The 14118-nt window shown below is 61.4% G+C and carries 15 protein-coding genes; 6 read left to right on the forward strand and 9 right to left on the reverse strand.

Features of this window, described 5'->3' with window-relative positions; genetic code table 11:
• Positions 1–72: 72 nt before the first annotated feature.
• A complete protein-coding gene (gene pflA, locus BRD58_RS11400) occupies positions 73–813 on the forward strand; it encodes a pyruvate formate lyase 1-activating protein (RefSeq protein WP_012849015.1) in 741 nt (246 codons plus the stop codon).
• Positions 814–873: 60 nt separating this feature from the next.
• Here pflA and BRD58_RS11405 read toward each other — a convergent pair whose 3' ends face one another.
• The gene (locus tag BRD58_RS11405) at positions 874–1485 is read right to left on the reverse strand and encodes a TetR/AcrR family transcriptional regulator (RefSeq protein WP_012849016.1); all 612 of its coding nucleotides are present in this window, start codon (positions 1483–1485) and stop codon (positions 874–876) included.
• Between the two features lie 108 nt (positions 1486–1593).
• On the opposite strand from BRD58_RS11405, the gene BRD58_RS11410 reads away from it, so the two are divergent.
• The 5 genes from BRD58_RS11410 to BRD58_RS11430 all read left to right on the forward strand — a co-directional run bounded on the left by BRD58_RS11410 (position 1594) and on the right by BRD58_RS11430 (position 4367).
• On the forward strand, positions 1594–2058 hold the full coding sequence (locus BRD58_RS11410; RefSeq protein WP_034168055.1) for a DUF417 family protein: 465 nt from the start codon (positions 1594–1596) through the stop codon (positions 2056–2058).
• The gene (locus BRD58_RS11415; protein ID WP_015461819.1) at positions 2055–2432 is read left to right on the forward strand and encodes a thioredoxin family protein; all 378 of its coding nucleotides are present in this window, start codon (positions 2055–2057) and stop codon (positions 2430–2432) included. Before BRD58_RS11410 ends, BRD58_RS11415 begins: the two co-directional genes overlap by 4 nt.
• A 9-nt stretch (positions 2433–2441) precedes the next feature.
• A complete protein-coding gene (locus BRD58_RS11420; RefSeq protein ID WP_012849019.1) occupies positions 2442–3170 on the forward strand; it encodes a cytochrome c biogenesis CcdA family protein in 729 nt (242 codons plus the stop codon).
• A 59-nt stretch (positions 3171–3229) separates the two neighbouring features.
• Positions 3230–3499 carry a YdgH/BhsA/McbA-like domain containing protein gene (locus BRD58_RS11425; RefSeq protein ID WP_012849020.1) on the forward strand — a complete coding sequence of 90 codons (270 nt, stop codon included), beginning with the start codon at positions 3230–3232 and terminating at the stop codon, positions 3497–3499.
• Between the two features lie 415 nt (positions 3500–3914).
• Complete coding sequence (locus BRD58_RS11430; protein WP_015461821.1) at positions 3915–4367, forward strand: PTS sugar transporter subunit IIA; 453 nt, start codon at positions 3915–3917, stop codon at positions 4365–4367.
• 79 nt (positions 4368–4446) lie between these two features.
• On the opposite strand, the gene BRD58_RS11435 is transcribed toward BRD58_RS11430, so the two are convergent.
• The 8 genes from BRD58_RS11435 to BRD58_RS11470 form a co-directional block, all read right to left on the reverse strand.
• Entirely contained in the window at positions 4447–5592 is a 1146-nt protein-coding gene (locus tag BRD58_RS11435) for an MFS transporter (protein ID WP_015461822.1), read from the reverse strand.
• Between the two features lie 113 nt (positions 5593–5705).
• Positions 5706–6278, reverse strand: a complete 573-nt coding sequence (locus tag BRD58_RS11440) for a 4Fe-4S dicluster domain-containing protein (RefSeq protein ID WP_073382994.1) — start codon at positions 6276–6278, stop codon at positions 5706–5708.
• Entirely contained in the window at positions 6278–6892 is a 615-nt protein-coding gene (dmsD, locus tag BRD58_RS11445) for a Tat proofreading chaperone DmsD (RefSeq protein WP_073382999.1), read from the reverse strand. Before dmsD ends, BRD58_RS11440 begins: the two co-directional genes overlap by 1 nt.
• A gap of 55 nt (positions 6893–6947) precedes the next feature.
• Complete coding sequence (locus BRD58_RS11450; protein WP_034168058.1) at positions 6948–7808, reverse strand: DmsC/YnfH family molybdoenzyme membrane anchor subunit; 861 nt, start codon at positions 7806–7808, stop codon at positions 6948–6950.
• A 1-nt stretch (position 7809) separates the two neighbouring features.
• The gene (locus tag BRD58_RS11455) at positions 7810–8427 is read right to left on the reverse strand and encodes a DMSO/selenate family reductase complex B subunit (protein ID WP_012849025.1); all 618 of its coding nucleotides are present in this window, start codon (positions 8425–8427) and stop codon (positions 7810–7812) included.
• A 10-nt stretch (positions 8428–8437) separates the two neighbouring features.
• Positions 8438–10885, reverse strand: a complete 2448-nt coding sequence (dmsA, locus tag BRD58_RS11460; protein WP_015461824.1) for a dimethylsulfoxide reductase subunit A — start codon at positions 10883–10885, stop codon at positions 8438–8440.
• A 461-nt stretch (positions 10886–11346) separates the two neighbouring features.
• Positions 11347–12639 carry a serine--tRNA ligase gene (gene serS, locus BRD58_RS11465; RefSeq protein ID WP_012849028.1) on the reverse strand — a complete coding sequence of 431 codons (1293 nt, stop codon included), beginning with the start codon at positions 12637–12639 and terminating at the stop codon, positions 11347–11349.
• 120 nt (positions 12640–12759) lie between these two features.
• Positions 12760–14103, reverse strand: coding sequence for a replication-associated recombination protein A (locus BRD58_RS11470; protein ID WP_069578834.1), 1344 nt, complete (start codon positions 14101–14103; stop codon positions 12760–12762).
• Positions 14104–14118: the final 15 nt, after the last annotated feature.

A 14118-nucleotide genomic window follows, 5' to 3' on the forward strand; every position in this document is an offset into this window, starting at 1 on the left:
ATCCGCATATCGACCTGCCCCATGTGGTTTTATGACTGCTATTGATCAGTCAATTTTGGAGATAACCCCGCAATGTCAGTAACAGGTCGCATCCACTCGTTCGAATCCTGCGGTACCGTTGACGGCCCAGGCATCCGCTTTATCACCTTCTTCCAGGGCTGCCTAATGCGCTGCCTGTATTGCCATAACCGCGACACCTGGGATACCCACGGCGGCAAAGAGGTCACCGTAGAAGAGCTGATGAAAGACACCGTCACCTACCGCCACTTTATGAATGCCTCCGGCGGCGGCGTGACGGCCTCCGGCGGCGAGGCCATGCTGCAGGCCGAGTTTGTGCGCGACTGGTTCCGCGCCTGTCAGGCTGAGGGCATCCACACCTGTCTGGACACCAACGGCTTCGTACGCCGCTACGATCCGGTCATTGACGAACTGCTGGATGTCACCGATCTGGTGATGCTCGACCTCAAGCAGATGAACGACGATATCCATAAGAATCTGGTCGGCGTCTCCAATCATCGCACCCTGGAGTTTTGCCGCTACCTGGCCAAGCGCAACCAGAAAACCTGGATTCGCTACGTGGTGGTCCCGGGCTGGTCAGACGATGAGGCCTCGGCGCGCCTGCTGGGGGAATTCACCAAGGATATGAAGAACATCGAGAAGATAGAGCTGCTGCCCTACCATGAGCTTGGCAAGCACAAGTGGGAAGCGATGGGGGAAACCTATCAGCTGGGCGACGTGAAGCCCCCCTCCCGCGAGATCATGGAGAGAGTCAAAGGCATTCTGACCGAGTATGGCCACAAGGTTATCTATTAAGCGCCTCCGCTCCCGAGGCGGCGCCCGACGGCGCCGCCTCGCGTTAACGCCATCGCCCGCTTAGCGCGTCAGCATCTGCACAAACTGGCGGCTAATGTGCAGCAGCATATCGCGATCGCTCCCCGCCTTCGCCTGCATGGCCAACCCCTTTTCGAAGGCCAAGATCAGCGTCGCCGTCTCCTGCGGCGTGCCCGCCCCGTGGATCTCACCGCGCTCGATCCCCTGCGCCACCATCGCGCAGAATTCGTTGAAAAAGGCGAGCCCGGCGCTATTCAGCCCGGCAAAGACCGTCGGTGGCTTCTTGTGATAGGTAAACAGCTCAAACAGCAGCATGCAGCCGCGCGGATAGCCAGGCTGGGTGATCACCTCGACAAAGCGGGTTAAAAACAGCGCGAGTCGGGCCGGCACCGACAGCCCCGGCGTTTTGATGCTGGCGATCACCGGGCTCAGGTACTGCGAGACATAGCGCTCCATCACCAGCGCAAACACCTGCTCCTTACTGCCGAATGACGCATACAGCGTCGGCGGGTTAATCCCCGCGCACTTCACGATCTCGGCGATAGAGGTTCCCTCATACCCCTGCATCCAGAACAGCTGCAGCAGCTTATCCAATACCTGTTCTCGCTCAAACTTCTGTGGCCGCCCTGCCTTTTTATTGTTGTGCTCTTTCATTTTTCACCCTGCGTATCGATTTTTGTATCGATAGATACAAAAATGCTTGACTCAACTTGCCAATACCATAATAGTATATTGTATCGAACATTACAAAAAGGTGGGATTATGAATTCATGCAAATACAGCGGACGACGCGGCTATCTGATCGGCCTGTGGGCAACGGCGCTGATCCTGATTTGGCTCGGCATCTTCAAATTTACGCCGACGGAGGCCGCCGCGATTAAGCCGCTGGTCGAGCACCATATCCTGATGGGGTGGCTGTACGGCGTATTCAGCGTCCAGATGGTCTCTAACCTGATCGGCGTGAGTGAAGTCGTGGTGGGCGCAGCGCTGCTGATCGGCATCACCCGACCGCATATCGGCTTCTATGCCGGGCTGGCCGCCAGCGTGATTTTCCTGGTGACCCTGAGCTTCATGTTTACCACCCCGGGCGTCTTCAAAGTGGTCGACGGGGTGCCGGTAACCGAGTTTTTCCTGTTTAAGGATCTGGCCTTTTTGGGCATCAGCCTGAGTATTGCCGAGCGCAGCCGTGCGGTGATGCAGGCCTCTACCGCGGAGAAAGCATCATGAAAACCCTGAGCACCCTACTGTTTATTCCCGCCCTGCTGCTGTCGGCGGCCGTACAGGCCGCTAGCGTAGAGCCCTATAGCGACGCCGCCTTTACCCAGGCGCAGGCCAGCGGCGCACCGGTGCTGGTTGACGTCTACGCCGACTGGTGCCCGGTGTGCAAACGGCAGGAGCGTGAACTCACGCCGCTGTTTGCCCAGCCGGCCCAGCGCGATCTGCGCGTCTTTAAGGTCAACTTCGATACCCAAAAGGCGGCGCTGCAGCAGTTTCGCGTCAGCCAGCAAAGCACCCTGATCCTCTATCGTAACGGTCAGGAGGTCCGCCGCAGCATCGGTGAAACGTCGCAAAGCGCGCTCTCTGACTTTCTGACCCGCTAAGGACGCCCCATGGAGATAAGCCTGCTGACACTGGGATTCAGCCTGCTGGCCGGCATGCTGACGACCCTCTCCCCCTGCGTCCTGCCGATCCTGCCTATCGTGGCCTCATCGGCGATGGATCGCAGCCGCTGGGGGCTGTTATTCCTGGCCGCCGGTATGGCCGTGGCGTTTACCCTGACCGGCGTGCTCGTCGCCTCGCTGGGCTTCAGCCTGGGATTTGACGGCCGTACGCTGCGCTACGGTGCCGCGGTGCTGATGCTGCTGGTCGCCCTGTGGCTATTGAACCGCCGGATACAGGCCTGGATGAGCCTGAAGACCAGCGCGCTGACCGGACACGGGCAGACCTGGCTCAGCACCTTCCAGCCGCGATCCGCCGCCGGCCAGCTGATCGTCGGCCTGCTGCTGGGGCTGGTTTGGACCCCCTGTATCGGTCCGACCCTGGGCGCCGCCATCGCCCTGGCCAGCCGCGGCGAAAGCCTGCTCAGCGTCAGCGTCGTCATGCTGGTGTTTAGCCTCGGCGCGCTGGTGCCGCTGATGGCGATCGGCATGCTATCGCGCCAGTTTTTCCTGCAGCGCCGCGCCAAGCTGGCGCAGCTGGGGGAGTCCGGTCGCAAGATCATGGGCTGGAGCCTGGTCGCCGTCGCGCTGCTGGTGCTGAGTGGCCTGGATAAAACCCTGGAGAAGTGGCTCATCGCGCTGTCTCCTGAGTGGCTCATTAACCTGACCACCGCGCTGTAATCACGTATTGACTGATTAAGACAATGCTATTGACCTGCAAAAACAAGAAGGATAATTCTATGAAAACCTATACCATCGCAACCACCCTGGCCCTGCTGCTCAGCGCCACCTCCGCCTTCGCCGCCAGCCAGATCGATGCCCGTCAGGCCATGGATCAGCAGCGTATCGGCGCCGTACGGATCCAGATCCCCAACGGCACGCTGGATCAGACCGTCGATGCCCTAGCGCAGAAAACCGCGCAGCAGGGGGGCGACTACTTCCATATCACCTCGATAGGTTCGACCGGCATGGGTAGCAGCATCACCGCAACCGCTGAAATCTATAAATAGCGCTCTCTGCGACAGGCCTCCCTCCCGGAGGCCGCTCTCCCCCGCCCCCCATCGCCGTTCGGCATACCATTCATCACGCAATTCCCGTTATTTTCAGTATATTCATCGCACATAATGCCTTTTTGCTGAATTATTACGCTAATATCGCGGCGATGATTTAAGTAATGTAATGAGACGATCGCGATTATTAGAAATTCTTCTAGTCAGTGACTTCTGTGACCTGAGTCGATACACTGTTTTTACACCGCAAGAGATTAGATGTTATTAATCAATCTGTTACGTGTGATGTATCGTTATTTTAATGCTGAACTTGTACCCGCGTCTTATCGTCACTGCGACCGTAGACGGCTCAATGAAATTATCACTAGGGACAGCACAGATAATTATTTCAGGTACAAGGTTACCGGAGGATTTTATGTCTATTGATGCAACTCTCGACCAACGCTGGCAGTATTGCCACCAGCCGCTGAGCTGGCGCCATGCCATCCATCTTGCCTGTCAACCGCTGATCAGCGATAAGAAGGTTAGCGCCCATTATCCGCTGCACATCATCGACGCACTGAAACGGGGCAAGCAGGATTTCATGGTACGCGAAGGTGTGATGCTGGTATTCGCCCAACCGCAGCATGGGGTACTCAGTGAACAGGGAGAGGCATCCGTACTCAAGTGTGATAAACCGGTCGTGATGCCGGATGGCGCTGAGGTAAACCTGATTATCACCCTTTCCGCCGGAACCCAGCAGGCGCTGTATGATCTGCACAGCCGAATCGAAAACTGGCTGGAGATCAACAACGGCTTCGAGCTGTTCACCCAGGCAACCAGCCAGAACATGCTGGGGGCTCGAATTCAGGCCGCGCTGCTGCACTGACGGCGGCGTCCCGCCCCACCGCGGGCGGGCATATGCTGCACCATCGCGACACCCTGCGCTCTGCGCGGGGTGTCTTGCTTTAGGCCGCCGGCAGCGCGGAGTGTCCTTCGGGGCGTCGCCACAGCATCAGCCCATAGCACAGCGCAATCGCGGCGATCGTCACAAACATCCAGCGATCGGAGAAATGCTGCATCAGCAGCGCCACCAGGGTGGGGCCGGCCAGGCTGCCCAGGGTATAGCTCATCAGCAGCGCCTGATTCATCGCCACCAGCTCATGACGATCGGCTCGCTCACACGCCCACGACATGGCGACGGGGTAGAGCGTAAATCCGGCGCCGCCCAGAATCACCAGCGCCGCCAGCGCCCCCTGCGGCGTCGATAGCATCACCAGACTACCGAGGATCAGCAGCGTGACCTGTACCCGCAGCACCCGCAGGCGGCCATAGCGATCGGCCAGACGCCCCACCGGCCACTGGCCGAGGATCCCCGCGCTGACCAGCAGCGCCATCCAGTAACCGACGCGGGCATCGCTAATCCCCTGATGGCTCAGGTACAGCGGCAGCAGCCCATACAGGGTGCCCAGTATCGCCCCAGAAATAACGCAGCCGTTGACCCCCAGCCGGGCGCTGCGACGGCGCAGCAGCGGCCAGATCGCCAGCGCCGCGCGCCGCGGCTGAGGCCGTTCGATACGGGCGAAACACAGCGGCAGCATCGCCACCACCATCAGCGCCGTCGTCCAGGGGATCACCCTCAGCAGCGCCGTCGAGATCACCCCCAGCGCGAGCTGTCCCAGCACGGTGCCCAAGTAGTAGATGGTCATATAGGCCGCCAGCAGCTGGCCCCGGTTGGCGTTGCTGCCGCTGCGCAGCAGGGCGCTCTCGACGATCACCCAGATCATGGCACAGCCGATCCCGGCCAGAAAACGCCACAGTAGCCAGCCCCAGAACTCACTGGCGATCCCCAGCGCCGCCGTCGAGGCGGCAAACAGCAGGCAGGCGTAGTAGTAGCTCTGATTGAAGCCGCGCCGCAGAATCACTCGCCCGGTGACCAGCGTCCCGACCAGATTACCAAGAAAATAGGCCGATCCCACCAGCCCGACCTGCCACGTCGCTAGGTGCTGCTGATCCAGCCACAGCGGCACCAGCGTATTGAGTAAGGCCATGGCGACCGTCAGCAGTAATAGCCCGCAGAGCAGCAGCAGCACCGGGCGAGAAAGCGAGAGCATGGAAGAGTGACCGCACAGACAGAAAAAGTGAGCGCATCATGCCACCGGTGACAAAAATGTCAATGGCTCGTTAACTGCTCAACCGCGGGCCGGCAAGGGGACGGGACAGCGCGTTACCCTCTCCCGCGCGCAACGGCGGCAACCAGCTGCAGATGACCATCGTGACAGGCGATTTTACACTGACCACAGCCGTCGCAGGCGCTCTCCTCAAGCTGCGGCTGTCCCGCGTCGTCGAAGCACAGCGCCTGCTGGGGACAGGCCCGCTGACACAGACGACACGCCGCGTAGCGACCCAGGCAGTGCGGGCCAACCTGCGGACGCCAGGCAGTATCCGCGGGGAGCCACGGCTGCAGCGCCCCCGTAGGACAGGCGTCGACGCAGGCCCGACAGCGCTGCGTGTCGCAGGCGCAAAAGGCGATATCCAGCCAGGCGTGCCCTTCGTGCAGAGCGATAAGCCCATAGGGGCAGGCGTCGACACACTCCCCGCAGCCATCGCAGCAGGCCAAGAAGGCCGCCTCCGCCAGCGCATAGGGCGGTCTCCCCGCGGCCCGGCATTCGGAGATCAGCGCCGCCTGCCGCTGCGCCTGGCGACCTCCCCCCAGCAGACCGCGCAGCAGACCACGCCGGCTGACGTGGCGGTGCGTCATCCAGGCACGATAGTAACGTTCGTCGCGGCGATCGCGCATCAGCGATAGAGCCGTACGTCGCCGTCGACGATGGCGAACTGGCGCTGCCACGCCTGCAGCGTCAACGCCGCCAGCGACGCCAGTCCCTGATAAAACGGGTGATCCGCGCCCAGCTGCAGCAGCGTCAGATAGCGTCCGCCCCACGGCAACAGATGCTGCTGCAGCAGCGCCGGCAGCTGCTGCGGCTGCCCCTCGGCCAGCCAGGCGGTCAGCAGCAGCAAAATACCGATATGATCCTCCGGCTCGCGGGCATCGGACTGCCAGCTGATCCCCTGCGCATGCATCCAGTGGCGCAGCGCCAGGGTGGATTCGCCGAACAGCACGCTTTCCCGATCCAGATAGACCGATCCCCAAGGCGGTGCCGCCAGCGCGTGGGGGCCGATAAACAGCCGCTGATAAGCCGAGGCCAGCGACTCCTGCGCAGGCGCGCACAGCAGCGCGGCGCAGTGTTCACGCTGCGCCGACGAGCCATAGGGCCAGCGCTGCGTCTCCTGCGGCTGACGCAGCAGCGTCACCAGCGGCGCCGCCTGTTCACTGTCCGGCGGCCAGTATAACAAGGCCCCCAGCGCCCGCGCCGTCAGCGCCATATCCTGCAGTTGTTCAGGTTGTAACATAACCAACGCATTCCTTACGCGATGGGCGGCGCCTCGGCGCCGCCCCACTCTGTCATTAGCCGGCAACCGCCACGCCGACGGTCATATGCAGACCATAGAACACCCCGCGTCCCACCAGCTCACCCGCCAGCACCAGGATCAGGGCAAGCGTCAGCGTCGTCAGCGACGGCGCCTTACCGCGCAGCAGCGGACACAGCCAGCAGCCCAGTCCCAGCGCCAGCAGCACGCTGCGCAGCGCCAGCAGACCGGCAAAATCCGGAACCAGGGCATAGGCCTGCTGCACCGCGCTGTGGATGGTGGCCAGGCCACTCCCCTGCATGCCAGCGGCCACCACGCCGACCAACGCGGCGAAGCAGCTCAGCAGCGGCAGCAGGCGCAGCGAGGCGCTGTCCATCTCCACCGACCGCAGCAGCAGATAGCCCAGCAGCGGCCCGCCGATCAGCATGGTGACAAAGAAGCTCAGCGTGGTGTACCCGCTATACCAGGTCGGCACCGTATTGATCTGGTACACCTGGCTCATCGCCCAGACAAACAGCAGCGCCAGCGCCATCGTCAGCATCAGCCACAGGCGCCCCAGGGCGACCGGCATCTTGCCCAGCACCGCCAGCAGCCAGTACAGGCCCCCGGCGGCAAAGAACAGCGAACCGCACAGGATCTCGTTGCTCAGCCCAGAGACCCCGATCCGGTTCAGCGAGTTCAGGGCGCGCAGCGGCGAGCCGAGATGCAGCACCGACGCCACAAAGGCGATCCCCAGCAGCAGCCACAGGAAGAACATCCGCCCCTGGATCCGCAGGGCGCGATCGGCCTCCAGACGCCCGCGCAGCAGTACCGCCGCCATCACGATAAAGGCACCGGCTACGCTCTGTCCCAGCACCGTGAAGATCATCAACGGCCATTCATGCCATCCCATTCCCATCTCAGACCTCCTTTGGATTCGCCAGGTAGCCGCAGGTATCACCGACCGGACGGCTGTTGGCATTCGGCTTCAGCACCAGGTTCGGCCGGGTATAGTGCGCCGCCGGCAGCGGCGCTACCGCGGCCAGATCGCCGTAGCGAGCGCGCAGCTCCTCAATCGGCCCCATATCGAGCGCACGCAGCGGGCAAGACTCGACGCAGATCGGCTTCTGCCCCTGCGCCACTCGCTCATAGCAGCCGTCGCACTTGGTCATATGTCCCTTCTGCGCATTGTACTGCGGCGCGCCATAGGGACAGGCCATATGGCAATAGCGGCAGCCGATGCACACCGATTCGTCCACCACCACGAAGCCATCCTCTCGCTTGTGCATCGCACCGCTCGGACACACCTTCACGCAGGCGGGGTCGTCGCAGTGGTTGCAGGAGATCGAGAGGTAGTAGGCAAACACGTCGTGATGCCAGCCGTCGCCCTCGCGCTGCCACTCGCCGCCGGCGTACTCATAGATGCGACGGAAGCTGACGTCCGGCGTCAGATCCTTGTAATCCTTACAGGCCAGCTCGCAGGTCTTACACCCGGTGCAGCGGCTGGAGTCAATATAAAAACCGTATTGCGTTGTCATCAGCTACTCCTTAGGCCTTGGCAACCTGTACCAGATTGGTGTGTGACGGATTACCCTTGGCCAGCGGCGACGGACGCTGAGTCGTCAGGACGTTAATACAGCCGCCGTAGTCGACCCGCTCACCGTCCGGGCTATACCAGGCCCCTTCGCTCAGCGCCACGACGCCGGGCAGCACGCGCGGCGTCACCTTGGCGCTGATGCGCACCTCACCGCGATCGTTGTAGATCCGCACCAGATCGCCCTGGGCGATACCGCGCGGAGCGGCATCCAGCGGATTGATCCACATCTCCTGGGGACAGGCCGCCTTCAGCACGTCCACGTTGCCATAGGTGGAGTGGGTACGCGCCTTATAGTGAAAACCGCTCAGCTGCAGTGGGAACTTGGCGATCAGCGGATCCTGATAGCTTTCAAACCCGGGGCTGTAGATCGGCAGCGGATCGATAACGTCGTCCGGCCCCAGCTGCCAGGTGGCGGCGATCTCGGCCAGCGCAGCGGAGTAGATCTCGATTTTGCCCGACGGCGTGGTCAGGGGGTGCGCCTGGGGATCGGCGCGGAAGTCGCGATAGGCCACGTGGTGCCCCTGCGGATCTCGCTGCTTGTAGATCCCCTGTTCGCGGAACGCCTCAAACGACGGCAGCCCTGGGATCGCCTGCTGTGACTGGGCATACAGATGGCGCAGCCACTCCTCCTGCGTACGCCCCTCGGTAAACTGCTGGCCGACGCCCATACGCTTGGCGATCTCGCTGGTCATGTCATAGATAGTGCGGCACTCGAAGCGCGGCGCAATGACCTGGTCGGCAAAGATCACATAGCTCATGTTGCCGCTGGAGGCATCCAGGCAGAAGTCCATCTGCTCGGAGGCGGTGCAGTCCGGCAGCAGGATATCGGCATACTTGGCCGAGGCGGTCATATGGTTATCGATCACCACAATCATCTCGCACTTACTGTCATCCTGCAGGATTTCGTGGGTGCGATTCACCTCTGAATGCTGATTAATTAAGCAGTTTCCGGCGTAGTTCCAGATCATCTTGATCGGGACATCCAGCTTATCCTTGCCGCGCACCCCGTCGCGCGTGGCCGTCATCTCCGGCCCCCGCACGATGGCATCGGTCCACAGGAACATCGAAATGCTGGTCTTCACCGGGTTCTCCAGCGTCGGCATCCGCACAAACGGCAGGCTGTAGGAGCCTTCGCGGGCGCCGCTGTTGCCGCCGTTGATCCCCACGTTGCCGGTCAGGATCGGCAGCATGGCGATGGCGCGCGACGTCAGCTCACCGTTGGCGTGACGCTGCGGTCCCCAGCCCTGGCAGATATAGGCCGGCTTGGCGCCGCCGATCTCCCGCGCCAGCTTGATGATCTTATCCTGCGGGATCCCGGTAATCGCCGCTGCCCAGGCCGGCGTCTTGGCGGTTTTATCCGGCCCCTGACCCAGAATATAGGCCTTATAGTGGCCGTTGGCCGGTGCGCCCGCGGGCAGGGTCCGCTCGTCATAGCCGACGCAGTAGCGATCCAGAAACGGCTGATCGACCATCGCTTCGGTGATCAGCACATAGGCTAGCCCCGCCGCCAGCGCCGCATCGGTGCCGGGACGGATCGGGATCCACTCATCCTCACGCCCGGCGCCGGTGTCGGTGTAGCGCGGGTCGATAATGATCATTTTCGCGTTGGACTTGGCGCGCGCCTGCTCCACATAGTAGGTCACACCGCCGCCGCTCATCCGGGTTTCGCCCGGGTTATTGCCGAACATCACCACCAGCTGGCTGTTTTCAATGTCCGACGGGCTGTTGCCGTCGGCCCAGCCGCCGTAGGTGTAGTTCAGTCCGGCGGCGATTTGCGCGGTGCTGTAGTCGCCATAGTGGTTGAGATAGCCGCCGCAGCAGTTCATCAGTCGGGCGATCAGCGTCGCGCCCGGCGGCCACGAGCGGGTCAGAGTGCCGCCCAGCGTCCCGGTGCCATAGTTCAGGTAGATCGCTTCGTTACCGTAGGTCTTGATAATTCCCTTCATGCTGACGGCGATAGTGTCGAACGCCTCTTCCCAGGTGATGCGCTTAAATTTACCTTCGCCGCGCTTGCCGACCCGCTTCATCGGGTATTTTAAGCGATCGGCGTTGTAGACTCGGCGGCGCATCGAACGGCCGCGCAGGCAGGCGCGCACCTGATGCAGTCCCTCGTAGCGATCGTCGCCGGTATTATCGGTTTCGACATAGGCGATTTCACCATCGACCACGTGCATCCGCAGCGGGCAACGGCTGCCGCAGTTAACGGTACAGGCGCTCCAGATCACCTGCTCATCCTGCGCCGCCGGCTTATTCTGCGCGGGCGTAGCCTGAGCCTGGCGGACAAAGGGCAATGACAGCGCGCCGCTGGCCGCCGCCAGCCCACCAATCGCCCCGCCCTTCACCACGGTTCGCCGACTCAGCGACGCATCCAGTAACGCCGTCCGACTGTTTTTTTTCATAGCATGCTCACTTTTATTTTGCTTTCTACTGGTTAATACAGCAAAGACCACTTTCCCTATTGGAAAAGCGGCACACTCAAAGAAAACAGAAAAGAGGTGACAGGCGCCCAGGCGACCCGACAGTAGCGCTGCCGAGTGCTCAGGCTGACGCTAAGGATATAATAATCATTAAAATAATCACCTAGCTATGTAACGCCACGGCCTAGCTCACGCTCTCTTAAAAGAGAATACGGTTTTCACTACCGCCCTATTTGTTTCACATCAAGAAATAAGACGTTGCATTTCACATAATGAAAAAACACGTTTAAAGCCTTTCAATCGAAATTAATAAATTACGGGTGATAACCACAATCATTTATTTTTACGACGGCGGGCGCGGCGGCAGCGGGAGAATATACGATGGGCGGACGACAATAAAAAAAACCCCGCGATGCGGGGTTTTAACGCTGGAGAATAACGGATTAACCGATATATTCCAGACCGTTCATATACGGGCGCAGCACTTCCGGCACCTGAATACGGCCATCGGCCTGCTGATAGTTTTCCATCACGGCGACCAGGGTACGCCCCACCGCCAGGCCAGAGCCGTTCAGCGTGTGCACCAGACGCGGCTTCTTGTCGTCCTTGCTGCGGTAGCGGGCCTGCATACGGCGCGCCTGGAAGTCCCACATGTTGGAGCAGGAGGAGATTTCGCGGTAGGTGTTCTGCGCCGGAACCCAGACCTCCAGATCGTAGGTCTTGCTGGAGCCAAAGCCCATATCGCCGGTGCACAGCAGCACCTTACGGTACGGCAGATTCAGCAGCTGCAGCACTTTCTCCGCGTGCGCGGTCAGCTCTTCCAGCGCCGCCATCGAGTCCTCCGGACGGACGATCTGTACCAGCTCAACTTTGTCGAACTGGTGCATACGGATCAGACCGCGGGTATCGCGACCATAGGAGCCGGCTTCAGAGCGGAAGCACGGGGTATGGGCGGTCATCTTCAGCGGCAGCGCGCTCTCTTCCAGGATCTCGCCACGCACCAGGTTGGTTACCGGCACTTCGGCGGTCGGGATCAGCGCATAGGTGCTGCTGTCGGCCTCTTCTTCCAGCGGACGGGTGTGGAACAGATCCGCGCCGAACTTCGGCAGCTGGCCGGTACCGTACAGGGTATCGTGGTTGACCAGGTACGGCACGTAGGTTTCCAGGTAGCCATGCTGCTCCGTGTGCAGATCCAGCATAAACTGGGCCAGGGCACGATGCATGCGGGCGATCTGACCTTTCATTACCACAAAGCGGGCGCCGGTCAGCTTCACCGCGGCAGCGAAATCCAGGCCATCGGCCATTTCACCCAGGGTGACGTGGTCGCGAACGTCAAAATCGTAGCGGCGCGGCTCACCCCAGCGGCAGATCTCCTGGTTATCGTTCTCATCACGACCGACCGGCACGGAGTCATCCGGCAGGTTGGGGATCGAGAGCGCCAGATCGCGAATTTCCTGCTGCAGTTGATCCAGCTCGGCCTTGGCGGCATCCAGCTTTTCACCCAATTCATTGACTTCACGGCGCAGCGGTTCGATATCCTCACCACGCGCTTTCGCCGCACCGATGGATTTGGATCGCGAGTTACGCTCAGCCTGCAGGGATTCCGTTTCGACCTGCAGCACTTTACGGCGTTCTTCCTGTTGACGCAGTGTGTCAACATCCAGTTTATAGCCTCGGCGAGCCAGTTTTTCGGCGACTGCGTCTAGCTCATTACGCAGCAAATTGGGATCTAGCATGCTAATCCTGTGAATTATTGAGGGGTTTTTAATAAACAATACATCGAGGCGACAGCCGCATCCGCGGCAGTGCGCTCAATGCAAAGCGGATTTCTTCATAACCTTACCGCAATGAATGGGTTAGCGGTAGCGTTTTGTCGGGCTATTTTGATCCTGCTCAGCGAGCCAGGCCAGCTTATCGCCGATCTTGCCCTCAAGGCCGCGCGCCGTCGGCTGATAATAGCGCGTCTGCGCCATTTCCGGCGGGAAGTAGACCTCGCCGGCGGCATAGGCATTCGGCTCATCGTGGGCATAGCGGTACTCCTGCCCCAGCCCCATCGACTTCATCAGCGACGTCGGCGCATTGCGCAGGTGGGGCGGCACATCGTAGTCCGGACGCTCCTTGGCATCGCGCATCGCCGCCTTGAAGGCGGTATAGACGGCGTTGCTCTTCGGCGCACAGGCCAGGTAGACGATCGCCTGGGCAATGGCGCGCTCTCCCTCGGCGGGGCCGACGCGGGTAAAGCAGTCCCAGGCGGCGATCGCCACCTGCATCGCACGGGGATCGGCATTGCCCACATCCTCCGACGCAATGGCCAGTAGACGGCGCGCCACGTACAGCGGATCGCCGCCCGCCGTAATAATGCGTGCATACCAGTACAGCGCGGCATCCGGCGCCGACCCGCGCACGGACTTATGCAGCGCGGAGATCAGATCGTAATAGCGATCGCCGTGGTTATCGAAGCGCGCGCTGCGCTCGCCGGACACCGACCGCAGCAGATCCAGGGTTAGCACCCGCTGCCCCTGGGCGTCCGCTTCGACCATATCCGCCATCATTTCCAGCGTATTCAGCGCCCGGCGCGCATCGCCACTGACCAGCTCCGCCAGCGCATCGCGGGTCTCCGTCGGCAGCGTCAGATCCTGCGCGCCATAGCCGCGCTCGCGATCCGTCATCGCCTGCTGCACCACCTGGGCAATATCCTGCGCGTCCAGCGCCTTGAGCAGGTATACCCGCGCCCGCGACAGCAGCGCCGAGTTCAGCTCAAACGACGGGTTTTCCGTGGTGGCCCCGATAAAGGTGATGGTGCCATCCTCGATATGGGGTAAAAAGGCGTCCTGCTGGCTCTTGTTAAAGCGGTGCACCTCATCAACAAACAGGATCGTGCGTCGCCCCGCGTCGCGATTGTGGCGCGCGCGCTCAATGGCCTCACGGATCTCCTTGATCCCCGAAGTCACCGCCGAAATCCGCTCAACCTCGGCGTGACCGTAGCGGGCGATCAGCTCCGCCAGCGTCGTCTTGCCGGTCCCCGGAGGCCCCCACAGGATCATCGAGTGCAGGTGCCCCGCCAAAATGGCGCGCGGCAGCGGTTTGCCCGCCGCCAGCAGGTGACGCTGTCCGATGTACTGCTCCAGCGCCGTCGGCCGCATCCGTGCGGCCAACGGCTGAAATGCATTCTGGGAGAAATCGAGGGAAAGGTTGCTCACGTCGCGGTTCCGCCC

Origin of the sequence: Edwardsiella piscicida (assembly GCF_001896205.1) — a bacterium.
GTDB classification, from domain to species: domain Bacteria; phylum Pseudomonadota; class Gammaproteobacteria; order Enterobacterales; family Enterobacteriaceae; genus Edwardsiella; species Edwardsiella piscicida.